Here is a 25,229-nt window from a genome sequence, read left to right on the forward strand (position 1 = left end):
CCTCACTCGAAGCCGAGAAATTCGAAAATTTCCCGGTCCTTCATCGGTTCGGCTTCAAGTGCTGGCGTGCCCGCCCAAAGGCGCTCGGCCAATTGCATGTATTCCTTCTGGATGCCCAGGATCTCCGGGCTGTCGCCCATCTCGAAAAGCGTGCTCTTCTTCAGCCGGCTCAGCCGCACATGGTCACTGTCAGGCACATGCGCGAGGCGCTTGAGGCCTATCGCATCATTGTAACGGTCGATCTGGTCTGTCTCGCGCGACCGGTTGGCGATCACGCCACCGAGGCGCACATCGTAGTTCTTCGACTTCGCCTTGATGGCAGCAACGATCCGGTTCATCGCGAAGATGGAATCGAAGTCGTTGGCGGCAACGATGACCGCGCGTTCGGCATGTTGCAGCGGCGAGGCAAAACCACCACAAACAACATCGCCGAGAACGTCGAAAATCACGACATCGGTGTCGTCGAGCAAGTGATGCTCCTTGAGCAACTTGACCGTCTGTCCGACGACATAACCGCCGCAGCCGGTGCCGGCCGGCGGGCCACCCGCCTCGATGCACTGAACGCCGTTATAGCCCTCGACCATATAGTCTTCCGGACGGAGTTCTTCCGAATGGAAATCGACCTTTTCGAGAACGTCGATGACGGTCGGGATCAGGCTCTTGGTCAGCGTGAAGGTGGAATCATGCTTCGGATCACAGCCGATCTGTAGCACGCGCTTGCCGAGCATGGAGAAGGCAACCGAGAGGTTCGACGACGTCGTCGATTTGCCGATCCCGCCCTTGCCGTAGACCGCGAAGACCTTGGCGCCGTCGATTTCCATCGTCGGGTCGAGATGGACCTGCACGCTGCCTTCGCCATCGGCGCGCTCCCGGAGCTTTTCGGCGATGCGCGCCTCGCGTTCGGCAATCTTGCCATGGGTGTAGATGTTCATTGGGCAGCCTCCCTGACCAGCCCCTCAAGACGGTCTTCCAATTCTTCACCGGCCTGTTTCAGGGCGGCGAGCGTTTCTGCATCCGGCTGCCAATAGTTGCGCTCATGCGCCTCGATCAGCCGGTTGGCGACGCGGGCGGCAGACGCCGGATTGAGTGTGGCCAGCCGTTCGCGCATTTCGGTATCGAGCACGAAGGTTTCGGTGATCTGCTGGTAGACCCAGGGGTCGACGTCGCCTGTGGTCGCCGACCAGCCGAAGGTGTTAGTCACCTGCGTCTCGATGTTGCGCACGCCCTCGTAACCATGCTTCAGCATGCCCTCGAACCACTTGGGGTTCAGCGTGCGTGTGCGGGTCTCCAATGCGACCTGCTCACCGAGGGTACGGACACGTCCCTCGCCTTGCGTCTGGTCGGAGATGAAGACCGGCAGAGAAGCGCCGCCCTTGGCTCGACTCACGGCCTTGGTGAGGCCGCCCAGCGTGTCGAAATAGTTCTCGATCGTGGTCACACCGATCTCGACCGAGTCGAGATTCTGGTAAGCCATGTCGACCTGCCCGATCATCGCATCGAAGACCTCGGCCTGCGCGCTGGTCTTGCCGCAACGGTTGATCGCGAAGCTCTTGCGATTGCTGTAAGTCTGGGCGATCTCATCATCGTCGCTCCAAGAGGAGGATGCGACCAGCATGTTGACGTTCGATCCATAGGCGCCATCGGCATTCGAAAAGACACGGTACGCCGCAGCCTCGATGTCGCAGCCATGGCTTTCGCAATAGGCGAGCGCATGTTTGCGGATGAAGTTCATCTCGACCGGTTCGTCTGCGACAGCTGCGAGATAGCTCGCCTCGGCCAGCATGCTCGCCTGGATCGGCAGGAGATCCCGGAAGATGCCAGACAGCGTCATGACCGCATCGATGCGTGGGCGTTGCAGTTCTTCGAGGGGCACCAGAACAGCGCCGCAGACGCGATTGTAGGCGTCGAGTTTCGGGCGCGCACCCATGAGTGCCATGGCCTGCGCCAGCGGCGCACCGCCAGTCTTCAGGTTGTCGGTGCCCCAGAGAACCACGGCAACCGTTTCCGGCAGGCGTCCATCGGCGGCGAAATAGCGTTCGAGCACCTTCGCGGCCTGACGTTCGCCATCCTGGATGGCAAAGGCGCTCGGAATGCCGAAGGGGTCGAAGCCGTGGATATTGCGGCCGGTCGGCAGGAGTTCAGGCGTGCGCAGCAGGTCACCAGAGGGCGACGGTAGCACATACCGACCGTCCAGAGCCCGGACGAGGCCGTCGATCTCTCCATTGTGAGAGAGTTCGCGGTTCATCGTGACGAGCTTGTCGATGCACTCCTTGAGCTCACCGACTGCGTTTTTCGTCATCCGCGCAGTCGTCGCGGCGTCACCCTTGGCGATCGCGGCGATCAACTCAGTCTGAAGGTGCGGACGCACGGCAGGTGGCATGTTGGCGGCGACATGGTCGAGCATTTCCAGACGCTCGCCTTCCTCCATGGCGCGACCGGCAATGTGCAGACCGTGCGGAATGAGCGCGTATTCGACTTCAGCCACCTCGGCCACGAGCGCCTGGATCATGTCGGCTTCGGCAAGCCCGAGGCTATCTTTGCCCAAATCCAGTTGTTCGGCCTGGACCTGAATGAGTTGGAACAGCCTTTCCCGCTCGACACGCACTTCGGGGGCTGCACTGCGATAGCGGTCCAGGCTGCCTTTTAGCTCGCTCAAGCCCTTGTAGAGCCCGGAATGCGTGATCGGCGGCGTCAGATAAGAGATCAGCGTCGCGGCAGAACGACGTTTTGCGATCGTGCCTTCCGACGGGTTGTTGGCGGCATAGAGATAGAAGTTGGGAAGCGCGCCCAGGAGGCGATCCGGCCAGCAATCTGCAGACAGGCCGACCTGTTTGCCGGGCATAAATTCAAGTGCGCCATGGGTGCCGAAATGCAAGACGGCATCGGCCCGGTAGGTTTCGCGCAGATAGCGGTAGAAGGCGGCAAAGGCATGGTTCGGCGCAAAGCCGCCCTCGAACAAAAGCCGCATCGGGTCGCCCTCATAACCGAAGGGCGGCTGGATCGCGATCAGCAGGTTCCCATACTGGCGGCCGAGCACGAAGATACCACGCCCATTGCTGAGAACGCGTCCCGGAGCCGGTCCCCACTTCGCCTCGAGATCGGCAAGGTGTTTTTCGCCGCGCACATGCTGGTCGACAGGGATGACCGTGTGGACATTCGCCTCGACGCCATAAAGTGCTGCATTGCCTTCAAGAATGCCGTCCTTCAGCGCTTCGGCATCGGCGGGCAAGTCGACATCGTACCCTTCCGACTTCAGCCGGCGCATGGTCTCGAACAGGCTCTCGAAGACGGAGAGATAGGCGGCGGTGCCAATGCTGCCGCTGTTCGGCGGATAGTTGAACATCGCAATGGCGATACGGCGCTCGGCACGTTCCTTGCGCCGCAGGTCGACCATGGCAGCGAGGCGATCGGCGAGCAGCACGACGCGTTCGTCATCCGGCTGCATGCAGGCCCTGCCGGACGGGCAGGAGGCAAGCTCTCTCGAGCAGATGCAGGCTCTCGCCCCGCCGCCCGCGTCAGAACGACCGCCGAAGACCATGGAGCCGATCGAGCCGTCGAGTTCAGGGATCGCCACCATCAGTGTAGTTTCGATCGGGGTCAGCCCCTGTGTCGACGAGAACCAGACTTCCTTGCTCTGAAACTCGGTCGCCATCGCGGAGAAATAGGGAACATCGAGCGCCGCAAGTGTCTCGGCAGCGGCAGCGGCATCGCTATAGGCCGGTCCGCCGACCAGCGAGAAGCCGGTCAGCGAGCAGAGGGCATCGATGCGGACGCCTCCCGTTCCAGGCGTCATGAACCGCTCGATTGCGCCGCGCATGTCCAGACCGCTCGAGAATACCGGCACGACATTGAAGCCGCGCGTTTCCAACTCGCGGATGACACGATCATAGTGGCCGGTATCGCCAGACAGGATGTAGGTTCTCAGAAGCAGAAGCCCGATCGTCCCACGCGCACCCGCCTTGTGCGGCAGGCTGGAAAGCTGCGTCGTGACCCTTGGCTTCAGGCCCGGATGATAGAGACCCATATCGGGATATTCGACCGGATCTCCGACCGTGATGCGGCCCTGGAGGCCCTTGCGCTCGCCCTTGGCATATTTGCCGACCAGCAGGCGAACCATGTTGGCGATGTTCTCATCCGAAGCCGCGATGCGGTATTGCAGCGTCAGGAAATAATTGCGCACGTCCTGCGCGGTACCCGGAATGAAGCGCAGCAATTGCGGCAGGCGGCGCAGCATGGCGAGCTGGCGTTCGCCTGCGGTGCGGCCGCTGTCCTTGCCACCACGCGAGCTTTTTCCACGAAGCTTCTTCAGGAGCGCGAGCGGACCCTTCTGCTCCTCGCTCATCTTGAAGCGACCCATGGTCGTGTATTTCATGATCGTGCCGGCCGACATGCAGCAGGCCATGGCGTCGCATTCGAGGTGGCGTGCTTCCAGAACGTCTGCGATGGCGCGCACATGCTCCTCGACGAAGATCATCGAGACGATGATGATGTCGCCGGCGAGGATCGCCGCGCGGCAGGCTTCAAGGCTCGCCGGATTGTCGTTCCAGTCGGTTGCCGCGTGGACAGAGAGCGTGAGACCCGGCAGGTCATTTGCAAGGCTGCGCCGCGCATCATCAACGGCTGCGACAATGTGATTGTCGAGTGTCACGAACACCACCCGAACCGGGGTCGCGTCAGCGGGCGAAATGGGCTTTCGCGTCATACAACGTCTCCACGGTGATAGGGCGGATACCCTTGCGGGCGGCGAAGAGTTCGGTGTTGCGGCGGGCCTTGCCACGCACGAAGAACGGGATTTTCTTGAGTTCGCGCTCGGCATCTGACGTCCAGGCCGCGTCGTCGGCGGGTACCTCGGCGAGCACGAGCGTCTCATCGTCGGAGACCACTTCGGTGGCAGCGGGCGCGGCTGCCGGGGCGTGACCGTGCAGATGCGAGGCCTGGGCCTGATCGTTGAACTCGAAGTCATCCCGGAACATCTGCAGAAGGTGCTCTTCAAGCCCCATCATCAGCGGATGAACCCAGCTGTCGAAGATGACATTCGCGCCCTCGAAGCCCATTTGCGGCGAGTAACGGGCCGGAAAATCCTGGACATGAACGGGGGACGAGATGACGGCGCAGGGAACGCGCAGCCGCTTGGCGATGTGGCGCTCCATCTGCGTGCCGAGAACGAGCTCCGGACGGGCGTCTATGATCGCCTGTTCGACGTCGAGATGGTCATCGGAAATCAAGGCCTCAACGCCGAATTCTTCCGCTGCTTCACGCACTTCGCGGGCAAATTCGCGCATATAGGTACCAAGGCCGCAGACCTTGAAGCCAAGCTCTCGGGCAGCGATGCGGGCAGCGGCAATCGCATGTGTCGCGTCGCCGAAGACGAAAACACGCTTGTTGGTGAGGTAATTGCTGTCGACCGAGCGTGCATACCAGGTTGCCCGGTCCTCGGCCTCGCCAACCAGCTCCTCGTTCGGAAGCCCGGCCAATGCTCGCACCTCCGCAAGGAAGGTGCGTGTCGCGCCGACGCCGATCGGCACGGTCGAGGCGAAGGGCATGCCGAAGGTCTTCTTCAGATAGCGCGCAGCGCTATCGCCGATCTCGGGATAGAGGACGATGTTGAAGGCGGCATCCGGCAGGCGGGCGAGATCGGCTACGGTTGCACCGAGGGGTGCCACGACACGCACGTCGATACCGTTCGCGGCAAGCAGTCGGCAGATTTCGGTGACGTCGTCACGATTGCGGAAACCGAGGGCGGAGGGCCCAAGGATATTGCAGCTGTTCGGCGCGATATTCGCCGGGCGCTCCCGGCCGCCGGCAAAGCTGCGCACAAGCCGATAAAAAGTCTCTGCCGCACCCCAGTTCTCTTTCTTCTGATAGGAAGGAAGCTCCAGCGGCACGACCGGGATACCGACATCGAGCGTCTTGGCAAGCCCTGCCGGATCGTCCTGCAGAAGTTCGGCCGTGCAGGAGGCTCCGACCAGAAGCGCATCCGGCTGAAAGCGTTCGGCAGCGTCACGGCACGCGGTCTTGAACACATCGGCTGTCGAGCCTGCGAGATCACGCGCCTGGAAGGTCGTGTAGGTCACCGGCGGACGCGACTGGCGTCGTTCGATCATGGTGAACAGCAGATCGGCATAGGTGTCGCCCTGCGGCGCATGCAGCACATAGTGCACGCCCTTCATCGAGGCGGCGATCCGCATGGCACCGACATGCGGCGGTCCTTCATAGGTCCACATGGTGAGTTTCATGATGCGGCCCTCCGGTTGCCGGAGCGGTCGCCCGCGATCATCGCCTTGCGCGTCAGCGGGCGGGCAAAGAGTTCGGCAAGGTCGCCGGCCTGCTCATAGCCCTGGATCGGCGTGAAGGCGAATTCGATCGACCACTTGGTGACAATGCCTTCAGCCTCGAAGGGATTGGCAAGCCCCATGCCGCAGACGACGAGGTCGGGCTTGGCCGCACGGCAACGGTCGATCTGGATCTCGACGTCCTGACCTTCGGAAATGGAGACACCCGGCGGCAGCATGGCGAGTTCGCCAGCCACATGCTCGCGGTGCAGATAGGGGCTGCCGACCTCGATGATCTCGGCGTCGAGCTCGCGGCTGAGATAGCGGGCGAGCGATGGCTCAAGCTGGCTATCGGGGAAGAGGAAGATGCGCTTGCCCTGAAGTGCTGTGCGGTAATGCGCGGTGGCCTCGCGGGCGCGGCGGCGCGGCGCCTCTGTGACTGTGACAAAGCGTGCGGGGGGAACACCGAAGGTATCGGCAATCGCTTTCAGCCAGGATGTCGTGCCTTCTTCACCAAGCGGGAAGAGCGCGTTGATGCGCGTAGCACCCAGGCTTTCGAGGGCAGCCGCAGTGGCACCCAGATAGGGCTGAGCGAGGATGAAGCGCGTGTGCGGACCGATCTTCGGCAGGCGCTCGCTGCTGCGACCGGGCAGGAAGACGACGTCTTCCAGACCGAGATCATCCAGCAGCCGGGCAAACTGGTCTTCCACGACATCGGCGACGGATCCGGCGACGACGAGCTTTGCGACCTTGTCGCTGGCGCCGTGCAGGGCTTGATCGCGCACCAGAGCGGCGAGGAAATTGTCCTCGCCCTGGGTGAAGGTGGTTTCGATGCCGCTGCCGGAATAGCAGAGCACGCGGGGCTTGGAGCCATAACGGCGGTCGAGGCGTTCTGCGGCGCGGTTGAGATCGAACTTGATGACTTCGGAGGGACAGGAGCCGACCAGCACCAGCATGCGGATATCAGGGCGGCGCTCGAGCAGCCGGGCGACTTCGCGGTCGAGTTCGTCATGCATGTCGACCATGCCGGCCAGATCGCGCTCTTCCATGATCGCCGTCGCAAAGCGCGGCTCGGAAAAGATCATCACGCCGGCGGCGGACTGGATGAGATGGGCGCAAGTGCGCGATCCGACCACCAGGAAAAAGGCATCCTGCACCTTGCGATGCAGCCAGATGATGGACGTCAGCCCGCAGAAGACCTCATGCTGGCCGCGTTGGCGAATGGTGGCGGAAGGTGTGGCGCAAGAGACGAGCGGCTGGTTCATGACGTGCTCCCCGTGAGAGAGGAGCCGTTGCCGAGCGCCGCAGACGATCTCAGCTTTTCGGCATGATCAAGCCTGGCAAGACGCAGCTTCCAGAGGAACTGCCCGGCATTGATGACGTAGGTGACATAAGCGGCAAGCGCGAGCGCCATCAATGCGCCCGAGGTCAGCGAGCCGGCAAACAAAGCGACGAGATAGGCCGTGTGCAGCGCCAGAACCAGCATCGAGAAGACGTCTTCCCAGAAGAACGGGCGGGCGAAGAGATAACGGCCGAAGACGACCTTCTCCCAGATCGAGCCGGTGATCATGATCGCATAGAGCGTCAGCGTCTTCACGACGATGGACATCTGGGCGGCGAACAGACCTTCACCCGTCACCAGAAAGCGAAAGATCAGACCGAGGCTGACGAGGAAAACGAGAAACTGCACGGGAGCCAAGATACCCTGCACCAAGGTCCACACGCTTTCGTCGCGCCTACGGCGCTCGTCCGGTGTGTAAAGGGCTCGGCTTGATGCCGATGGTTTGGGTATGCGCATGGCGGTCATCCCTTCTCCCATCCCCTCCCAAGGGAAATCGGGATTGACTGAAGACTACGCCCGCCACGATGAAAGTGTCAACTTAGATTGACGTATATTTTGATTTACAGAAATGAAAACTGGGTACATGTTACTCGTGCTCGTCTGACGGGATGCCTGCCGTCCACGCCTGACGCCGCATTGAAACGGTTTCGCGGGCGGGGGGCACGGCGCGGGATGATGGACGGATCACTTCAGGGAATGAATGAGAGGCAAGATGGCACGGCTCCGTCGCATTGCGAGGGCCTGCAGCCGCTCACAAGGGTTGCCGCGGAAGGCAAGAGAGCATACCTAACCCAATGCGACGGGGACAAACTCCGCCGCCTGATTGAGGGAACGGTGGCTTCGATGACCGCCGAAAAGCTGTCGACGCGTTACGACCGAGGTCTGGAGCACGATCGCCTCTATGAGAGGGCGCTCGCTGAGTTTCGCATGCTCGTTCTTCACCCACGCACGCGCCTGGCGTCCCTGCGCGCGTTTCTCGACCATGAACTTCCGCGCGGCCGGCCTTACTATGTCAAGGTTCTGTTCCTGGAAACCGTCGCGCGCCTGCTCGGCCGGGAATGGGTTTCGGATGATTGTGACTTCATCGACGTCACGATCGCAACTTCGCGTCTGCAGGCCCTGGCGATCTCCCTGTCGCTCGACCTGCGGGAAGCCGACCGCACTCGCAATGCGCCCACAGCCCTGGTTCTGACGCCGTCTGGCGAGCAGCACACGCTCATGCCGCACCTGATCGGAGTGCTCTTCGACAGCCTCGGCTGGACAAGCGAGGTGTTAGAGCCTTCAGCCCTCAAGACCTCGACCTTCGCACGTGCCGTCGAAGAGGCGGATGTCGCCTGCATCGGCTGGAGCAACATCCGGCTTGCTACAGAATTCAAGACCCTGATTCAGGATGTGCGCAAGCTTCGCCCCGGGCCGCGCCTACCCCTCATCGTCGGCGGCGCAGCAGCGCTGGATTCCGTTGATTTTCTTGTAGGTTTGGGGATTGACTGCATCTGTGACAGCGTTTACTCCGCCGTGAAGATCTGCGAAAGTTACTATGAATTGGAAAGAATCAGCCAGCAGGCTAGCGCCGCTGGCCGAACGGCAGTGGTTACACCCAGCGGAATCGATTGGCTCACTCCATGAAGCCACTGAACGGTCATAGCGGTACAGATGGCTTCGCGGTTGCAGACAGCCTGTTGAAGACGCTCGATCCGGATTCGATAGGCTCGCTGGTGAGCCTCGGCGCAGACGTCGTTCTGCTCGTCGACCAATCCTCGATCATCTCGCAAGTCTATTTCACAAACAAAGATCTTGCAGACTATGGCTTGTCAAAGACGGTTGGCAAGCGGCTGCAGGACTGCGTGACGATCGAGTCGGTACCGAAGATCGACTCCATGCTGTCGGCAGAGACCAGCCACCGCCCCCTGCGCGGCTACCAGGTCAACCACAAGTGCAGCGGCAAGCCCGATCTTCCGGTCGTCTACTCCGCGTACACCGCCCGAGACTTTCCCTATACTATCGTGGTTGGCCGCGAGCTGCGTCAGCAGATGCTCGACCAGCAGCGCCTCGTGCAGACCCAGATGGAACTGGAGGCCGACTACCGCGAACTGAAGGAAGCCGAGACCCGCTATCGGACGGCTTTCAAGGTCGCAACCGTCGCCTATATCATGCTCGACGGCGAGCGGCGTACGATTCTGGATGCCAATCCGGCTGCCAGCACGCTTCTTTCCTCGACCGGCGCCCCCCTGTCCGGCAAGTCCATCCGCGACCTCTTCGCAAAGGAAGACCGGGATCGGGTTGGAGACGCGATCAGCGAGGCACGCCACAGTCCCAATCCGGTCAGTCTGGATGGCGTAAGCGTCGCCAAGGGCGAGCCCGTTTCGCTCACAATCCGCTCCTATCGGGAAAACGGCATCACCAATGTTCTTCTGGCGATCTGGCCAGCCGATCAGGACAAGGAAAGCAAGCGCCAGCGTACAGAGCGGCCGGTCGGCGGCACGGGGGTCGAGATTGCGGATCTGCCTGAGGCCGTCTTGCTGACGGATGCCGAAGGTGTCGTCCTCGCGGCCAATACCCTGTTTTTGGACCTCATTCATGCGCCGTCTCTGACCCAGGTTCTGGGTCGCAACATCGGCTCCTGGTTCACGAGTGCCGCCATCGATATACGCGTGCTCTACACGCGCCTTCTGGACGAGCCCTCCATTCGCGGCTTCACCTCGACCCTGACCGATAACCTTTCCGGCGAGAGCGCCGTCAGCATCTCGGCCCGGCTCAATGCCAGGAGCAACACGATCCAGTTGATCGTGATCCCGCAGCAGACGGGCAATGAGCGCCTGACCATTCCGTCTCCGGGCATGTCCGACCAGGCCGAGGGATTTTCCGCACTCGTGGGTAAGGTTCCGCTCAAGGATCTGATCCGGGAATCCCTCGACGTCATCGAAAAGATCTGCATCGAGGCGGCACTCGACCAAACCAGCAACAACCGCGCCTACGCAGCAGAGATCCTCGGCCTTTCGCGCCAGAGCCTCTATATCAAGCTCCGGCGCCACGGCCTTGAGGACTACCGTCCCGGCTCTGATCGTCAAGCCTGACAGACGATCAAAACCGTCAATTTCAGTTGACACATTCCGGGGTGCGGACTAGCCTCCTCCCATGGCTCAGATCCCTTCCCATGTCCCGGCAGCCTCCTACCCGTCGCCCAAGGCGGTGGTGCAGTTGTTGAAGCCGATTACATGGTTTCCGCCGATGTGGGCCTTTGCCTGCGGGGCGATTGCTTCGGGTGCCGGCATAGGCGACCGGTGGTTTCCGATCGCGCTCGGCGTGCTCCTTGCCGGACCGCTGCTGTGTGGCATGAGCCAGGCGGTCAACGATTGGTTCGATCGCCATGTCGATGCGATTAACGAGCCGCATAGGGTCATTCCATCGGGCCGAATGCCCGGCCAATGGGGACTGGCCATCGCCATAGCCATGTCCGTTATGTCCATGGCCGTTGCAGCATTTCTTGGGCCACTCGTCTTTGCCGCTGCCCTGGTTGGCCTCGCGCTCGCTTGGGGATACAGCGCCCCGCCCTTCCGCTTCAAGCAGAATGGCTGGATTGGCAACGGTGTGGTCGGCCTGAGCTACGAGACCCTACCCTGGATCACGGCCGCGACGGCAGCGCTCGGCCATGCGCCCTCCACGCGCACCCTGCTGATTGCACTTCTCTACGGCGTCGGCGCTCACGGCATCCTGACGCTGAATGATTTCAAATCGATCAAGGGCGACCAGCAGATGGGCGTCGACACGCTGCCGGTTCTGCACGGCGCGCAAAACGCCGCCCGGATTGCCTGCCTCGTCATGGCGATCCCGCAGGCCTGCGTCATTCTTCTGCTCGCACAAGCAGGTCTTCAGACAGGGGCAATGCTCGTCGGCGTCGTGCTTGCACTGCAGCTCCTCTGCATGATCCGTTTCCTGGGCGACCCAGAAGGCAAGGCCATCTGGTATTCGGCGCTGGGTGTGGGTCTCTATGTCACCGGAATGATGGCGGCAGCAGTGGCGCTCGGCTCACTGACGCTGCCCGCGCCACCCCTCGGATAGGAAGCGCGATCATGCGTCAGCTCGCCACCAAGCCCCGATCCAGCCGTCCCGCAGACAAAGGCCTAGGCTGGTTCGCGATCATCCGGCTGGGCCTTGTCCAGGCAGCACTCGGCGCAATCGTGGTGCTGACGACCTCAACCTTGAACCGGGTGATGATTGTTGAACTGGGTCTCGCCGCCGTCATCCCTGGCCTGCTGGTCGGCCTGCACTACGGTGTCCAGATCACGCGCCCGATCTGGGGCCACAAGTCGGATACCGGCCGATCGCGAACACACTGGATCCTCGGCGGCCTTGCCCTCCTCGCCGTTTCTGGAACGGGCGCGGCTGCAACAACACTTCTCTTCGAGCAGTCGGTTCTCGCCGGCATCATGGCAGCGATTGCTGCCTACATACTGATAGGCATCGGCATTGGCGCCTCTGGAACATCTCTGCTTGCGCTGATCGCGATGAAGACCGCAGTCGAGAAACGCGCAGCAGCCGCGACGATCACCTGGATGCTGATGATCACGGGCATCATCGTGACATCCATCGTCGTTGGCGCGCAGCTTGATCCCTATTCCCACGAGCGTCTCATAGCCGTCACGGCAGCGACCGGCGTGGTTGCCTTTCTGATCGGCATCATCGGTGTGATGGGCATGGAATCCCGGCCAACGGTGGATGCATCGGAAGCGCGGCCGGCCGCGGCGAGTCTTCGCGAGAGCCTCCGAGACGTGCTCGACGATCGGGAGTCGCGGCTCTTCACACTTTTCATCTTCCTCTCCATGCTGGCCTTCGCCACGCAGGACCTGATCCTCGAGCCCTATGCCGGCCTTCTCTTCGGCATGACGCCGGGCGAAACGACAGCCCTCTCAGGCATCCAGCATGGCGGCGTGCTGCTTGGCATGATGACGGTCGGGCTGTCGGGCGCGCTTCTCGGAAAACGCTATCCCGGTCTGCCGAGACATTTCATCACCTGGGGCTGCTTCGGCTCGGCCGTGGCCTTGGGCGCCCTCGCACTTTCCACGCAAGCCGCGCCCATCTGGCCGCTGAAGTTCAACATCTTTCTGCTTGGCGCAGCCAACGGCGCCTTCGCGGTGGCGGCCGTCGGCACGATGATGATCCTTGCGGGACAGGGCCGTACATCCAACTACGGAATGCGGATGGGCGTCTGGGGAGCCGCACAGGCCATCGCCTTCGGGCTCGGCGGCGTCCTCGGAACGGTGGCGCTCGATCTTGGTCGCTGGCTGACGGCAAGTGATGCTCATGCTTTCGCGGCAGTTTTTTCGATCGAGGCGGGCCTTTTCCTCGTGTCTGCCCTCGTCGCGACGCGGATCGGACGTCAAGCGATGCGATCGCCACCCCCGATCCAAAACGCTGCAATCATGCCTGGAGAATGAACCCTGAGGCCGGATGCCCGGCAGGGAGACGCGCATGTCGAAGATCTATGACGTTGTCGTTGTCGGTGGAGGCCCTTGTGGCGCCATGGCGGCCGAGCGGCTGGCCGAAAAGGGGCATAGCGTGCTCCTCATCGACCCGGATAACCGCATCAAGCCCTGCGGCGGGGCAATCCCGTCGAGAGCGCTGGCCGATTTCGCCATTCCCGAGACCCAGCTGGTGGCGCGCACCAATGCCGCGCGGATCATCGCACCATCGGGTCGGACCGTGGACATGACGATCGGCGACATCGGTTATGTCGGCATGGTGGATCGCGCCGCCTTCGACCCTTACCTTCGTCAGCGCGCAGCCGACGCCGGGGCGGAGAGACTTTGCGGCAAGCTCGACGAGATGACGGAAGGAGATGGCGACCTGCTCGAACTGACCGTGGAATCGACGATCAAGGATGCCGGTCCGGAACCGATCCAGATCCGGGCCCGACGCGTCATCGGTGCAGACGGCGCCAACTCGGCCGTGCGGCGCCTGATGTTCCCGGCCTCCCGCAAGCCGCCCTATGTCTTTGCCTATCACGAGATCGTCGAAAGCCCGCCCAACGCCGATGAGGCCGTCTTCAAGGCCGACCGCTGTGACGTCGTCTATGATGGCCGGATCTCGCCGGATTTCTACGGCTGGGTTTTCCCCCATGGCGGACAGACCAGCATCGGCACCGGCACCGCAGTCAAGGGACACAACATCCGGGGAGCAACCCGGGCCTTGAAGCTTGCCGCTGGCCTCGGCGACTGTCGGGTCATACGAAGAGAAGGGGCGCCGCTGCCGTTGAAACCGATGAAGCGCTGGGACAACGGTCGCAACGTTCTGCTGGCTGGCGATGCCGCAGGCACCGTTGCGCCGTCATCGGGCGAAGGCATCTATTACGCCATGCTCTGCGGAAGGCTATCGGCAGACTCCGTGCACCAGTCACTGCTAACCAATAGCGGACGGGCATTGGCCGATGCGCGCCGGACCTTCATGCGCGCCCATGGCAGGGTCTTTCTGATTCTCGGTATCATGCAGACGATCTGGTATCGCAACGACAGGCTGCGCGAGAAGTTCGTGGCCATGTGCGCCGACCCCGACGTGCAGCGACTGACCTGGGAATCCTATCTCAACAAGAAACTGGTGCGCCGTGATCCCCTCGCCCATGTGCGGGTCTTCTTCAAAGATCTCGCCAAGCTATTCGGCATCCCTGCGGGGCAAAGATGACGGCACCGCTGGTCTTTCTCTTCACGTCGGGCTGGATCAGTGCCGTGGCGATCGCGATATTGTGGACAATCACTCTGGTTGTCGCCGGGCGCTCACCAGAGCCACGAGTGGCTATCGCCAATCTCGCGCCCAATGCCATCTCTGGCAGCGCGCTTCTCGCCGCTTTCGGCCTTGCCATGCGCCAGACACAGGTCCTGTGGCTGGCGCTGCTGCTGGCGGTCTCACTGGTCGCTTTCCTGATCGATCTTCGGATCAGGCTTGCGGATCAGGCCTCCGGATTAAGGCGGCGGACGGATTGATTGAGTGCGGCAGCAGCCGTCACCCAGACAAGATAGGGAACGAACAAGGCGGAGGCGAGCGGCGCTACGGGCCAGGCAAACAGGATGAACAGCGCAATCGAAAGCCAGAGAACTGAAACATCCGCGAGCGCGAGATCCATGCGCCGCATGCCGAAGAAGAAATAAGACCAGAGCGCGTTGGCCACGATTTGCACTGACCACAGGGCCATGGGCAGCGACCAGCCGGCAACATCCCAAATCAGCCAGCCTGCATAGCCGATCAGCACGTAAAGGATCGTCCAGACCACGGGAAAGGCCCAATTGGGCGGAGTCCAGCTCGGTTTGCGCAGATTCTCGTACCACTCACCGGGCTTGAAGACCGCGCCGCTCGAGGCGGCAGCGAGAACGATGACGAGAAAGACGACTGCGGCCATGATCCGGCTCCGGGTTGGTTTGCGTATATTGAAGCATATGGCCTGCATTCTGGTTCCAAGCTTGGCCCCAGAATGCGAGGCGAACCACCCGGCGAGCAAACCGGAATGGTCGAATTTCATACCAGCATTACTTCTTACTTCATCCGCGATGCCATGGGAGGATACACATGTCGAGGATAATTGCAGCCGCTTGCACCGTCGCAGCCCTTTTGCTGTCTCAGAATGCTTTCGCGCAAGAAGGAGACGCGGCAGCTGGCGAAGCCGTATTCAAGAAATGCACGGCCTGTCACAACGTCGCCGACGCCAAGCACAAGGTCGGCCCTTCCCTTCAGGGTGTCGTCGGCCGTCAACCCGGTGTGGCTGAAGGCTTCAGATACTCCAAGGCAATGACGGATTTTGGCGCCGACAAGGTATGGGACGACGAACAGTTGGCTGCCTACCTCGAGAACCCCCGTGGCGTGGTCAAGGGTACGCGCATGGCCTTCGCCGGTTTGAAGGATCCGAAGGAAATCGCCGACGTCATCGCGTATATGAAAACCTTCCCGGCCCCCTGATCGTTGGGGGTTCGTTCCGCCGGGATGCCAATTCCGGCGGAATTCCGCTCAGAAGTGTAAAAAAAAGTTTACATATCGCTCGTCTTCTCCGAATATGCAGATATTGCACCATTCTCATGCAACCGCTCACCGGATGCGCCAAGCCGGCGCTCGCAGCGACAGCGGACCCAGGAGAATTGGGCTCTTTCGTGGGAGGAGAGCGCGGTGGGTTTTTCTTTTGCGAATGATGTCGCCACCCCTTTGCTTGACCAGGTGTTCGTCCCTGACGACCTGAAAAGCATGGATCAGGCGGCGCTCTGTCGTCTCGCGCAGGAACTGCGCGGCGAGACCCTCCGGGTCGTGTCCGAGACGGGCGGTCACCTCGGCTCCAGTCTCGGCGTCATAGAACTGACGGTTGCGATCCACGCCTCTTTCTCGGCCCCGCACGACACGATCATCTGGGATGTGAGCCACCAGTGTTATCCCCACAAGATCCTGACCGGACGGCGGGACCGCATGCGCAGCCTGCGCAAGAAGGACGGTCTGTCAGGCTTCACCCGCCGCGGTGAAAGCCCTTTCGACCCCTTTGGCGCCGCTCACTCGTCCACGTCGATTTCGGCAGGCCTCGGCTTTGCCACTGCCAGGGACTTGAAGGGGGAAGACGGACACGTCGTGTGCATCATTGGCGACGGCGCGATGTCCGCCGGCATGGCCTTCGAGGCGATGAACAATGCCGGGGCATCAGGCCGCCCGCTGATCGTCATTCTCAACGACAACGATATGTCGATTTCTGCCTCGACTGGAGCGCTCAACCGCCACCTGTCGGACGTCCGCCGGAAAGCCGGGACGAATGTCGGCAACGTGTTCGAGAACTTCGGCTTCGACTATCGTGGACCTGTCGACGGACATGATCTCGACGTGCTGGTTCCACTTCTGGCAGAACTGCGGGACGAGAAGGATGGTCCGATCCTGTTGCATGTTATCACGCGCAAGGGCGCCGGATACGCACCGGCCGAAGCAGCCGAGGACAAGTATCATGGCGTGAACCCGTTCGATGTGACGACGGGCAAGCAGAACAAGGCAGAAGCAAAGGCGCTGAGCTACACGCGGGTCTTCGCCGACGCCCTGATTGCGGAAGCGGAAACGGATGACCGCATTGTCGCGATCACCGCCGCCATGGCGGCCGGCACCGGTGTCGACCGCTTTGGAGCCGCCTTTCCCGATCGCACCTTCGATGTCGGCATTGCCGAACAGCATGCCGTCACCTTTGCTGCCGGTCTCGCAGCCAGCGGCATGAAACCATTCTGCGCGATTTATTCAACCTTCCTGCAGCGCGCCTATGACCAGATCGTCCATGACGTGGCCCTGCAGCAGTTGCCTGTCCGTTTCGCAATCGACAGAGCCGGGCTGGTCGGGGCTGACGGCCCGACCCATGCCGGCGCCTTCGATATTCTCTACCTTGCCAACCTGCCCGGCTTTACAGTGATGGCCGCAAGCGACGAGGCTGAACTCGTACACATGGTTGCGACGGCGGCAGCCCATGATCACGGCCCTATTGCATTTCGCTACCCGCGTGGCGAGGGCACGGGCGTCCCCCTTCCGATCCGTGGCGAAGTTCTGCCGATCGGCCGCGGTCGCATCATCGAGCAGGGAGGCCAGATCGCGCTCCTTTCGTTCGGCACCCGGCTTGCCGACTGTCTCAAGGCCCGCCGCCTTTTGGCACTCGAAGGAATTTCCGTGACGGTCGCCGATGCGCGTTTTGCCAAGCCGCTCGATACCGCGCTTCTGGCTGAACTCGTCGACAACCATTCCATGCTGGTGACCATCGAAGAGGGAGCCACAGGTGGGTTCGGCGCACTGGTCCTTCACCACCTCGCCAATTGTGGCATGCTCGACGGACGTTGTGCCGTCCGCACCTTGACGTTACCGGACACATTCATCGCCCAGGCGAGCCCTGAAGACATGTACGAGGAAGCGAAGCTGACGGCCCGCCATATTGCGGCTGCAGCGCGCAACGGCCTTACGGTGGCAAGGCCGAACGCCGATATTCGCCGGTCCGCAAGGGCCGGACAGCAGGAACTGCCGACGCGCCTCCACCGCGCGGAGGACCGCTGAGCTAAAACCACAGGACGACATCAGGCGTATTCGACTACGAGAGGTTTGGCGTCGGCGCAAGAATGCACTAATATCCCATCGGGATGAGCGGATCTGCCCAAGCCGATGACCGGGAGGGTGATATGGCGGGTGAAAAGAACGGGGGACCACCCGGCGGGGCGGACGAACCTCCGTCCAATAGCGATGGTAAGTCTGTACTATCGAAATCGGATACGCGGCTGACAAGCCTCGAGCAGCGCATTCTCGAAAGCGCGATCCGGGATGCCGTGCCGCGGCTTGTGGGAGCGAGCCATACGGATCTGGCAGCGGGTCCGCGTGTTAGCGAGATGCCGCCGGAGATCGATTTTCACCTGCATCCCGAACTGGATCCGAAGGCGCGCGAATTGCCCGGAACCGAGAAGGCGATCACCTACCGATCCGCGCTCACTGAGGCCCTGGTCCAGGCAGATCCTCGTGGTCACCGGGAAATCATCGAGGAATTGCAGCGCACTGACCTGCCCATGCACACGCTCGCGATCCAGCTGTTTTCGCCTGTCGCCGCGCAACTCGGGCGGCTCTGGTGCAATGACGAAACCGATTTCATCCAGGTTGCCGTGGCCTCCACCAGACTTGGCATGATCGTCAACCATCTGTCGCAGAACCGCAGCCAGACCATTCGCGATCGCCAAAAGGCGCGCCGTGTGTTGCTGGCGCGGACCCAGGGTGCCCTGCACACCATCGGCGTATCGATCGTCGCTTCCTGTTTTCGCGACATGGGCTGGGACGTCGAAGGTGGGGCGGACCTCGAACTCAACGACAGCCTCTACATGCGCCTGTCGAACTCCTCCTACACTCTTTTGGGTATCTCGGTCGGCCGTGTCGACGAAGTGGATGAATGCGCCGCCGCAATTCGCAGGGTACAGTCCAGGCGCAGCCCGGGTCCGATGAAGATCGCGGTCGGTGGTCCGGCCGTCATGAAGGACCCGCGCGCCTTCGGCAATATCGGCGCCGATATGGTGGCGAAATCGGCACTTGAAGTCATGCATCTGGCGGACAGGATGGGTGCCTGACCGCATTGCAAGCGGTGAGGTCTCTGGCGTCAGCCCGTGACACCAAAAACCAGCGACCAAGGTCCGCGAGCGTCAGTCCGGCGCTCGCCAAGTGCATAGATGATCTCAATGGGATCCACCTCAAAAGCGGCACTGACGGAATGCGATGTGGGATTGGCGACGAGTATGTAGTGCCGTCCGTCCTCAAGCGGCCACTCGACACGGATGACGCCATTCTCGGCAGCATAACGCCCGCCCTGACGCATCCGCGCCAGCAACGGCACGACACGCTCTCGCCGAAGCGCAATGAGCTGGCGGTAGCGTTCGATCCAGGTCGAACCATGCTTTGAACCTGCCCGCTCCCAGTCGAGGATCGCAGAGCGGAATGTCTCCAGCGATGTCGGGTCGAGCACATGGTCCCCGTCGAAACCCGGCAACTTCGAAAGCTCATTCCGCCGGCCGTCGCGTACGGCTGCGTTGAGCTCCTCGTCGAAATCGCAAAAATAAGGAAACGGCTTTTGCGAACACCACTCTTCGCCCATGAATAACATGGGAATTTGCGGTGAGAGCAGTATCAGCGAAACGGCGAAGGCGAGCGCCTGTTCGGGCAGCGCTGCCATGACCCTGTCACCCTGGGCGCGGTTGCCGATCTGGTCGTGATTGTGAAGGAAGGAAACGAAGGCGGAAGGCGTCAGATGGGCGCTCGGCCCACCGCGTCGTTCACCGCGATACGGCATCACGTCGCCCTGATAGACAAAGCCTTCGGCGAGAGCCTTTGCGAGAGCCGCACCGACATCCCGGTAATCGGCGTAATAACCGAAGGTTTCGCCGGTCGTGGCCACATGCAAAGCGTGATGGACGTCGTCATTCCACTGAGCGTCGAACGTTTCGGTGTCGGGCTGGCCCCGCTCGAGCAGACCCGGGTCATTCTCCTCGTTCTCGACGATGAGATGAATGTGGCGATCGGCAAAACGCTCCCGCACACGCGCTGCAAGTTCGTGCAAGAAGTGCGGCTCACTGTCGTCGCGGATGGCATGCACGGCATCGAGCCGCAGTCCATCGACATGAAATTCCTCGATCCAGAAGAGCGCGTTTTCGATCAGGAATGCGCGCACCATCTCGCTCTGCGCATCATCAAAGTTGATGCCGTCGCCCCATGGCGTCTGATGATGCGGCGAGAACAGCGGCGCATAAGCCGGCATGAAGTTTCCGGACGGGCCGAAGTGGTTGTAGACAACATCGAGGAAGACGGAGATGCCCCTTTGATGCGCTGCCTGAACGAGAAGCGCCAGATCTTCCGGCCGCCCATACCGGCTGTCCGGCGCATAAGGCATGACGCCGTCATAGCCCCAGTTCCAACGGCCGGGAAAGTCGGAGATCGGCATCAGCTGAATGGCCGTTATCCCGAGGCTACTCAGGTGATCCAGCCGCTCGATTACGCCTCGGAAGGTCCCCTCGCCCGTGAATGTCCCGACATGCAGCTCGTATATGACCATATCCGCCCAGGGCCGCCCTCGCCAAATGGCGTCGCGGGTCTTCTGCGTCGAAAGATCGACGACCTCGCTCGGCCCGAACACGTCCTCGGGCTGGTGCCGGCTTGCAGGATCCGGGACCAGAACGCCATCCGGCAGTCGAAACCGATAGCGGGTACCTGGCCCTGCCCCCATAACCTTGAGGTCAAACACTCCATCGGCCTGCCGGTCCATGTCCTTCGCAGGAGTGCCGTCAATTTCGAGCGTCACCGATTTGCAATGCGGCGCCCACAACCGAAACAAAACCCCGTCATCTTCAATGACGGGGCCAAAAAGATAGTCTGTCACCGCTGCTTCTCCTACGCTGCCACGGGGAGGCAACGCAGTAAGCGATGAATGGTTCGCACCCCAGCGCGAAAGGTGGAAGGACGCTTATCGCGTCACGATGCCTTGGGTGAAAACGGCAGCGGGAAGCTGACAGCCTGACCCGTTTCCGCGGACTTTTGTGCTGCGAGCCCCATGGCCACCGCCCACCAGCCATCATCGAGCGCAACCTCGACCGGCTGCGTACCCTTCACCGCCTTCTGGAAACGCTGATGCTGATAGAAGGTCGAGCCGTTGTGGTCACCGGCTTCCAGCAGCTGCGGATCAACCGGAATTTCGACGACGTGCGGCCCTTTGGGATCACGCGGCGAGACGATGACCTGAGCAACCGGTGGCTCGCCGAGATGTTCGGGCCAGAAGCGACCGGGGCCGGGCACCAGGCACTCGATCTTGCCGGCGGGGCCAACTGCCGAGATTTCCTCCTGATAGCGGGCACCTTCAGCAAACATGCAGAGCTCCAGCATCGCCCGCGCGCCTGAGGCAAAGTCGACGATCACATAGGCATTGTCCCAGATGTCAGAGCGATTGCCGTCATAGACTTCGTCGACATGATTCACCGACTGCCCGCCAGACGCCATGACGCGGACCGGATTAGACTTCAGGATATGCCGCATCAGGTCGAAGAAATGGCAGCATTTCTCGACAAGGGTCCCACCTGTGTTGCGATTGAACCGGTTCCAGTCACCGACCTTCTCGAGAAACGGAAAACGATGCTCACGGATGGTCAACATACGGATGCCACCGGTGGCCTCGTCAGCCTGTTCGATCATCCGCGCGACCGGCGGCATGTAGCGGTATTCCATGGCAACCCAGATCGGCGCCGGATAGGCAGCGCGAAGTGCTGCGAGCCGCGGAGCATCGGCAGGATCGGTGAACAGCGGCTTCTCCACCAGCACCGGCAGCGGCCGGATTGCGGCGATCTTTTCCAACTGCTCGAGATGCAGATAGTTCGGGCTTGCGATCAGCAGGCAGTTCACGGCCTCTACAGCAAGCAGTTCCTCGATCGAGCCGACCATCTTTGCCGTCGGAACCGCCTCTGCTGACAGCGCACGCATGCCGGCATCCGGCTCATAAATCGCGACCACCGATGCATCCTGCAGAAGCGCAATGTTGCGCAGGTGCTCCTGCCCCATCATGCCGCAACCGATGATCCCGTATTGAAGTCCTGCCACGCTTTCCTCCTCAATTGAACCGCTCCTCGCGGTCATGTCATTTCAGCCGCGATACGTATCGGGCGACGGTGTGATCGAGCCAGGTCCGCGAGACTTCCGCACGGGCTCCCTCCTGATCCTGGCTGATGCGTTGAATATGTGTGGCGGGCGCGCGCGGCCTCAGACCGAAGCTCGCCGGTGCCCAGTCCGGCACCACGTCGAGACCGATCTGGTCCTCGGCCCTCGCAATCCAGAGCGACAGCTTGGTGCGATAGAACAGATAGAGGGATTCGGAGACCGCCTCGGGGTCAATCGTCTCGACATAGGAGCCGTCGAGCCAGATCTCCTCGAGCGCCGCCGGGCGGCCGGAAAGACGCCGCAAGCGCCGGATCCGGTGGGACTCCTCGGATGTGCCGAATGTCGGCAGTCCATCCGGTTTCGGCAGTCGGTCGATCGACAGGATCTCTGCCGTCGGCAAGCCGCCGCCGCCCAGCAACTCCAGGCGAAACATGGCATAGACGGATTTCGGATCGGATATCGCCCGAACATAGTTGCCGGAGCCCTGAATGCGCTCCAGAAGCCCGCGATTTTGCAACTCTGCCAATGCCTTGCGCAGCGTGCCGACGGCAATGCCGAGTTCTTCGGCCATATCCCGTTCAGGGCGCAGCTTTTCACCATCGATCAGCCGCCCCGCCGCGATATCACGCACCAGAAGCTCGGTGATCTGCACATAGATGGGAAGGCTGCCGGGCGGCTGCATCGTGGAGTTCTGTGGCACTTCGGTATCGCCGAGAAAAAATTGATACACTATTGATCTACATCAAATCGGGTGTTAGGCAAGAGGAAAGTTGGAGCCTTGGAGGAGACCTCAATGACTGTCGTACCTGTCACATCGGCCGATATCGATGGCGCGGAAGTGTCGTGGTTCGCAGCCCTTTGCTCTGACGATTATCAGTTTCTTGGCGTGCCGGATGGAGCGCTGCGGTCGAGCTTCGAGCACTGCTCGGACATCGTGCAGAAGGCCGAGCAGCTCGGCTTCCGCAACATTCTCTGCCCGTCTTCTTATCAGGTCGGTCAGGACACGCTGAGCTTTGTTGCCGGCTGTGCGCCGATCACGTCTGACATCAACATGCTCGCCGCCATCCGCTGCGGCGAGATGCAGCCGATCATGCTGGCGCGGACCGTCGCCACCCTCGACCACATGCTCAAAGGTCGCCTGACACTCAACGTCATCAGCTCGGATTTTCCGGGTGAAGTTGCAGACAGTGCCTTCCGCTACAAGCGCAGCCATGAGGTGGTCGAGATCCTCCGCCAGGCTTGGACCCGCGACACGATCGATCACGAGGGCGAGGTCTACCAGTTCAAGGGTGTGTCCACCGAACCCGCTCGCCCCTATCAGCAGAACGGCGGCCCCCTTCTTTATTTCGGCGGTTACTCCCCGGACGCGCTGGAGCTCTGCGGCGCGCAATGCGACGTCTATCTGATGTGGCCCGAAAAAAAGGACCAGCTCGCCGAGCGGATGAAGGCCGTGCATGCGCGCGCCGAAGCCCATGCCCGGACCCTCGATTACGGTCTCCGCGTCCACATGATCGTGCGCGACACCGAGAAGGAAGCCCGCGAATACGCCGAATACATCGTCTCGAAGCTCGATGACGAATACGGCAAGCTCATCCGCGATCGCGCCCATGACTCGATCTCACTGGGTGTCGCCCATCAGGCCCGTGCCCGCGAACTCGCCGACCAGTTCGGCTATATCGAGCCGCATATGTGGACCGGCATCGGTCGCGCCCGCTCCGGCTGTGGTGCGGCCCTTGTCGGCTCGACGGACCAGATTCTTTCGGAACTGGAAGCCTACAGAAAGATGGGCATCCGCGCCTTCATCCTGTCCGGTTATCCGCATATCGACGAGGCGGTTCATTTCGGCACCAAGGTGCTGCCGGAATTGAAAACCGTCTCGCTCCCGCATGCCTATGGCCGCGTTCCCGCGGAAACGCCCGCCACCCCTCTCGGAAATGGAGTTCGCCGCTAATGCAGCGCGTCAATCTTACCCCTGACCTCACCTTCAGCCGCCTCGTTTACGGCATGTGGCGCATCGGCGACGATGCCGACACCTCGCCCAAACATGTCCAGGCCAAGATCGAGGCCTGCCTTTCCCAGGGCATCACCACCATGGACCAGGCCGACATCTATGGCGGTTATACGGCGGAAGCCGTGCTCGGCAATGCTCTGAAGGCCTCCCCCGGCCTGCGCGACAAGCTCGAAATCGTCACCAAATGTGACATTGTCGCCCCGGCCGGTCGACATTCGGCAGCCCGCGTCAAACATTATGACACGTCGGCCGCTCACATCACCGCCTCGGTCGAAGCCTCGCTGACCGACATGGGCACCGATCATGTCGACCTGCTGCTGATCCACCGCCCCGATCCGCTGATCGATCCTGACGAAACAGGCCCTGCTCTCGATGCGCTGGTCACCTCCGGCAAGGTCCGCGCCGTCGGCGTTTCCAACTTCCGGCCCTGGGACTTTTCGCTGCTTCAGTCGTCGATGGAGAACAATCTCGTCACCAACCAGATCGAGATGAGCCTCCTGGCGACCGATACCTTCGTCAACGGCGACCTCGCTTATCTGCAGGAGCGCATGGTGTCGCCGATGGCCTGGTCGCCGCTCGGCGGCGGTCGTCTCATGGACGGATCGAAGCCGGAACTTCTGGCTGACCTGAAGCGCATCGGCGCAGAACACGGCGTCGACGAAACGGCTGTCGCCGTCGCCTGGCTGCTGCGGCATCCCGCTGCCATCCTGCCGGTCATGGGCACCAACTCACTCGAACGTATTGCGAAGATTGCAGACGCGACGAAGGTGGAGATGGATCGCCAGACATGGTTCGAGCTTTACACGCTTGCGATCGGACGGGAGGTCGCCTGATGATGGCTGCCAATGACATTCATGCGTTGGAGGCCGTCTTCGTGCCTGGCGCGGACAATCATCGGGATTTCCGCAATGCGCTGGGCAGTTTCACGACGGGTGTCACCGTGGTGACGGCGATGACACCGGACGGTCCGATCGGCATGACGGTGAATAGCTTCGCATCCGTTTCGCTCGATCCGCCTCTGGTGCTCTGGTCGCCCGCCAAGAGTTCATCGCGATATGTCGCCTTCACGGGCGCCCGGCATTTCGCGATCCACGTGCTCGGCGCGGATCAGGATCACCTGAGCGCCGCCTTCACCCGCGGCGGCAGCGGCTTCGACGGGATCGAGGTCAGGTTCAACGACGAAGGCGTTCCGGTTTTGCCCGGCACGCTGGCACGTTTCGAATGCACCGAGCAGGCGCAGCACGACGCCGGTGATCACACGATCATCATCGGCAAGGTGTTAAGGGTTGCACATCGGCAGGGAGAACCGCTGTGCTTCTCAGGGGGACGGTTCGGACGCTTCGCCGTCTGAGTTGAGTTTGGGAGGAGGTCGTCGGCGGCACTTTGGACATGCCGCGGCGAACGGTCAAAGACGATCAGCAACAGGTATGCGAGGAGAAATTTACCTCTCCTCGTA

General features: G+C 61.7%; 21 protein-coding genes. 12 read left to right on the forward strand and 9 right to left on the reverse strand.

Going from position 1 to position 25,229, the window contains the following annotated elements; translation table 11 throughout:
- Window positions 1-2: 2 nt before the first annotated feature.
- The 5 genes from bchL to bchF are packed head-to-tail and all read right to left on the reverse strand — an operon-like array spanning window position 3 to window position 8,079.
- Window positions 3-932, reverse strand: coding sequence for a ferredoxin:protochlorophyllide reductase (ATP-dependent) iron-sulfur ATP-binding protein (gene bchL / locus D4A92_RS02755; RefSeq protein WP_246754016.1), 930 nt, complete (start codon window positions 930-932; stop codon window positions 3-5).
- Window positions 929-4,702 carry a magnesium chelatase subunit H gene (locus tag D4A92_RS02760; RefSeq protein ID WP_203017961.1) on the reverse strand — a complete coding sequence of 1,258 codons (3,774 nt, stop codon included), beginning with the start codon at window positions 4,700-4,702 and terminating at the stop codon, window positions 929-931. Before D4A92_RS02760 ends, bchL begins: the two co-directional genes overlap by 4 nt.
- On the reverse strand, window positions 4,674-6,236 hold the full coding sequence (gene bchB / locus D4A92_RS02765; protein ID WP_203017962.1) for a ferredoxin:protochlorophyllide reductase (ATP-dependent) subunit B: 1,563 nt from the start codon (window positions 6,234-6,236) through the stop codon (window positions 4,674-4,676). The genes D4A92_RS02760 and bchB overlap by 29 nt, the downstream gene beginning before the upstream one ends.
- Window positions 6,233-7,537 carry a ferredoxin:protochlorophyllide reductase (ATP-dependent) subunit N gene (locus D4A92_RS02770; protein ID WP_203017964.1) on the reverse strand — a complete coding sequence of 435 codons (1,305 nt, stop codon included), beginning with the start codon at window positions 7,535-7,537 and terminating at the stop codon, window positions 6,233-6,235. The genes bchB and D4A92_RS02770 overlap by 4 nt, the downstream gene beginning before the upstream one ends.
- Entirely contained in the window at window positions 7,534-8,079 is a 546-nt protein-coding gene (bchF, locus tag D4A92_RS02775; RefSeq protein ID WP_203017966.1) for a 2-vinyl bacteriochlorophyllide hydratase, read from the reverse strand. Before bchF ends, D4A92_RS02770 begins: the two co-directional genes overlap by 4 nt.
- A 378-nt stretch (window positions 8,080-8,457) precedes the next feature.
- Between bchF and D4A92_RS02780 the strand changes: the two genes are divergently transcribed.
- The 6 genes from D4A92_RS02780 (at window position 8,458) to D4A92_RS02805 (ending at window position 14,588) form a co-directional block, all read left to right on the forward strand.
- On the forward strand, window positions 8,458-9,240 hold the full coding sequence (locus D4A92_RS02780; protein ID WP_203017968.1) for a cobalamin B12-binding domain-containing protein: 783 nt from the start codon (window positions 8,458-8,460) through the stop codon (window positions 9,238-9,240).
- Entirely contained in the window at window positions 9,237-10,688 is a 1,452-nt protein-coding gene (ppsR, locus tag D4A92_RS02785; protein WP_203017969.1) for a transcriptional regulator PpsR, read from the forward strand. Before D4A92_RS02780 ends, ppsR begins: the two co-directional genes overlap by 4 nt.
- A gap of 61 nt (window positions 10,689-10,749) precedes the next feature.
- Window positions 10,750-11,673, forward strand: a complete 924-nt coding sequence (chlG, locus tag D4A92_RS02790) for a chlorophyll synthase ChlG (protein ID WP_203017970.1) — start codon at window positions 10,750-10,752, stop codon at window positions 11,671-11,673.
- Between the two features lie 11 nt (window positions 11,674-11,684).
- Window positions 11,685-13,049 carry a BCD family MFS transporter gene (locus tag D4A92_RS02795; protein WP_203017971.1) on the forward strand — a complete coding sequence of 455 codons (1,365 nt, stop codon included), beginning with the start codon at window positions 11,685-11,687 and terminating at the stop codon, window positions 13,047-13,049.
- Between the two features lie 34 nt (window positions 13,050-13,083).
- A complete protein-coding gene (locus D4A92_RS02800; protein ID WP_203017972.1) occupies window positions 13,084-14,289 on the forward strand; it encodes a geranylgeranyl diphosphate reductase in 1,206 nt (401 codons plus the stop codon).
- Window positions 14,286-14,588, forward strand: a complete 303-nt coding sequence (locus D4A92_RS02805) for a hypothetical protein (RefSeq protein WP_203017973.1) — start codon at window positions 14,286-14,288, stop codon at window positions 14,586-14,588. Before D4A92_RS02800 ends, D4A92_RS02805 begins: the two co-directional genes overlap by 4 nt.
- On the opposite strand, the gene D4A92_RS02810 is transcribed toward D4A92_RS02805, so the two are convergent.
- Window positions 14,555-15,001, reverse strand: a complete 447-nt coding sequence (locus D4A92_RS02810) for a TspO/MBR family protein (protein ID WP_006724850.1) — start codon at window positions 14,999-15,001, stop codon at window positions 14,555-14,557. The two genes, D4A92_RS02805 and D4A92_RS02810, sit on opposite strands and share 34 nt — an antisense overlap.
- 167 nt (window positions 15,002-15,168) lie before the next feature.
- On the opposite strand from D4A92_RS02810, the gene D4A92_RS02815 reads away from it, so the two are divergent.
- From D4A92_RS02815 to D4A92_RS02825, 3 genes are all read left to right on the forward strand, one after another.
- Window positions 15,169-15,555, forward strand: a complete 387-nt coding sequence (locus tag D4A92_RS02815; RefSeq protein ID WP_203017974.1) for a c-type cytochrome — start codon at window positions 15,169-15,171, stop codon at window positions 15,553-15,555.
- 279 nt (window positions 15,556-15,834) lie between these two features.
- Window positions 15,835-17,649: a 1-deoxy-D-xylulose-5-phosphate synthase gene (locus D4A92_RS02820; protein ID WP_246754073.1), complete on the forward strand. Its 1,815-nt coding sequence runs from the start codon at window positions 15,835-15,837 to the stop codon at window positions 17,647-17,649.
- Window positions 17,650-17,771: 122 nt separating this feature from the next.
- Window positions 17,772-18,698, forward strand: coding sequence for a cobalamin B12-binding domain-containing protein (locus tag D4A92_RS02825; protein ID WP_246754017.1), 927 nt, complete (start codon window positions 17,772-17,774; stop codon window positions 18,696-18,698).
- Between the two features lie 29 nt (window positions 18,699-18,727).
- On the opposite strand, the gene treZ is transcribed toward D4A92_RS02825, so the two are convergent.
- The 3 genes from treZ to D4A92_RS02840 all read right to left on the reverse strand — a co-directional run bounded on the left by treZ (window position 18,728) and on the right by D4A92_RS02840 (window position 22,444).
- A complete protein-coding gene (gene treZ / locus D4A92_RS02830; protein WP_203017977.1) occupies window positions 18,728-20,497 on the reverse strand; it encodes a malto-oligosyltrehalose trehalohydrolase in 1,770 nt (589 codons plus the stop codon).
- Window positions 20,498-20,589: 92 nt separating this feature from the next.
- Window positions 20,590-21,669 (reverse strand): Gfo/Idh/MocA family protein, encoded by a 1,080-nt coding sequence (locus tag D4A92_RS02835; RefSeq protein WP_246754074.1) that lies wholly within the window; start codon window positions 21,667-21,669, stop codon window positions 20,590-20,592.
- A gap of 73 nt (window positions 21,670-21,742) precedes the next feature.
- On the reverse strand, window positions 21,743-22,444 hold the full coding sequence (locus D4A92_RS02840; protein WP_203019817.1) for a GntR family transcriptional regulator: 702 nt from the start codon (window positions 22,442-22,444) through the stop codon (window positions 21,743-21,745).
- Between the two features lie 111 nt (window positions 22,445-22,555).
- On the opposite strand from D4A92_RS02840, the gene D4A92_RS02845 reads away from it, so the two are divergent.
- The 3 genes from D4A92_RS02845 to D4A92_RS02855 are packed head-to-tail and all read left to right on the forward strand — an operon-like array spanning window position 22,556 to window position 25,124.
- Complete coding sequence (locus tag D4A92_RS02845) at window positions 22,556-23,713, forward strand: LLM class flavin-dependent oxidoreductase (RefSeq protein WP_203017979.1); 1,158 nt, start codon at window positions 22,556-22,558, stop codon at window positions 23,711-23,713.
- Complete coding sequence (locus D4A92_RS02850; protein ID WP_203017980.1) at window positions 23,713-24,606, forward strand: aldo/keto reductase; 894 nt, start codon at window positions 23,713-23,715, stop codon at window positions 24,604-24,606. Before D4A92_RS02845 ends, D4A92_RS02850 begins: the two co-directional genes overlap by 1 nt.
- On the forward strand, window positions 24,606-25,124 hold the full coding sequence (locus D4A92_RS02855; RefSeq protein WP_203017981.1) for a flavin reductase family protein: 519 nt from the start codon (window positions 24,606-24,608) through the stop codon (window positions 25,122-25,124). Before D4A92_RS02850 ends, D4A92_RS02855 begins: the two co-directional genes overlap by 1 nt.
- Window positions 25,125-25,229: the final 105 nt, after the last annotated feature.

It is taken from the genome of Rhizobium rosettiformans, assembly GCF_016806065.1.
GTDB lineage: Bacteria > Pseudomonadota > Alphaproteobacteria > Rhizobiales > Rhizobiaceae > Allorhizobium.

Bases quoted from the DNA above. Each gene is read 5' to 3' on its own strand.
- D4A92_RS02850 (WP_203017980.1), top strand. From the start codon at position 23,713: ATGCAGCGCGTCAATCTTACCCCTGACCTCACCTTCAGCCGCCTCGTT.
- D4A92_RS02770 (WP_203017964.1), bottom strand. From the start codon at position 7,537: ATGAACCAGCCGCTCGTCTCTTGCGCCACACCTTCCGCCACCATTCGC.
- D4A92_RS02800 (WP_203017972.1), top strand. From the start codon at position 13,084: ATGTCGAAGATCTATGACGTTGTCGTTGTCGGTGGAGGCCCTTGTGGC.
- D4A92_RS02795 (WP_203017971.1), top strand. From the start codon at position 11,685: ATGCGTCAGCTCGCCACCAAGCCCCGATCCAGCCGTCCCGCAGACAAA.
- D4A92_RS02835 (WP_246754074.1), bottom strand. From the start codon at position 21,669: ATGATGGGGCAGGAGCACCTGCGCAACATTGCGCTTCTGCAGGATGCA.
- bchL (WP_246754016.1), bottom strand. From the start codon at position 932: ATGAACATCTACACCCATGGCAAGATTGCCGAACGCGAGGCGCGCATC.
- D4A92_RS02780 (WP_203017968.1), top strand. From the start codon at position 8,458: ATGACCGCCGAAAAGCTGTCGACGCGTTACGACCGAGGTCTGGAGCAC.
- D4A92_RS02810 (WP_006724850.1), bottom strand. From the start codon at position 15,001: ATGGCCGCAGTCGTCTTTCTCGTCATCGTTCTCGCTGCCGCCTCGAGC.
- D4A92_RS02840 (WP_203019817.1), bottom strand. From the start codon at position 22,444: ATGCAGCCGCCCGGCAGCCTTCCCATCTATGTGCAGATCACCGAGCTT.
- chlG (WP_203017970.1), top strand. From the start codon at position 10,750: ATGGCTCAGATCCCTTCCCATGTCCCGGCAGCCTCCTACCCGTCGCCC.
- D4A92_RS02845 (WP_203017979.1), top strand. From the start codon at position 22,556: ATGACTGTCGTACCTGTCACATCGGCCGATATCGATGGCGCGGAAGTG.
- D4A92_RS02805 (WP_203017973.1), top strand. From the start codon at position 14,286: ATGACGGCACCGCTGGTCTTTCTCTTCACGTCGGGCTGGATCAGTGCC.
- D4A92_RS02760 (WP_203017961.1), bottom strand. From the start codon at position 4,702: ATGACGCGAAAGCCCATTTCGCCCGCTGACGCGACCCCGGTTCGGGTG.
- D4A92_RS02815 (WP_203017974.1), top strand. From the start codon at position 15,169: ATGTCGAGGATAATTGCAGCCGCTTGCACCGTCGCAGCCCTTTTGCTG.
- D4A92_RS02825 (WP_246754017.1), top strand. From the start codon at position 17,772: ATGGCGGGTGAAAAGAACGGGGGACCACCCGGCGGGGCGGACGAACCT.
- bchF (WP_203017966.1), bottom strand. From the start codon at position 8,079: ATGACCGCCATGCGCATACCCAAACCATCGGCATCAAGCCGAGCCCTT.
- D4A92_RS02855 (WP_203017981.1), top strand. From the start codon at position 24,606: ATGATGGCTGCCAATGACATTCATGCGTTGGAGGCCGTCTTCGTGCCT.
- bchB (WP_203017962.1), bottom strand. From the start codon at position 6,236: ATGAAACTCACCATGTGGACCTATGAAGGACCGCCGCATGTCGGTGCC.
- ppsR (WP_203017969.1), top strand. From the start codon at position 9,237: ATGAAGCCACTGAACGGTCATAGCGGTACAGATGGCTTCGCGGTTGCA.
- D4A92_RS02820 (WP_246754073.1), top strand. From the start codon at position 15,835: ATGGATCAGGCGGCGCTCTGTCGTCTCGCGCAGGAACTGCGCGGCGAG.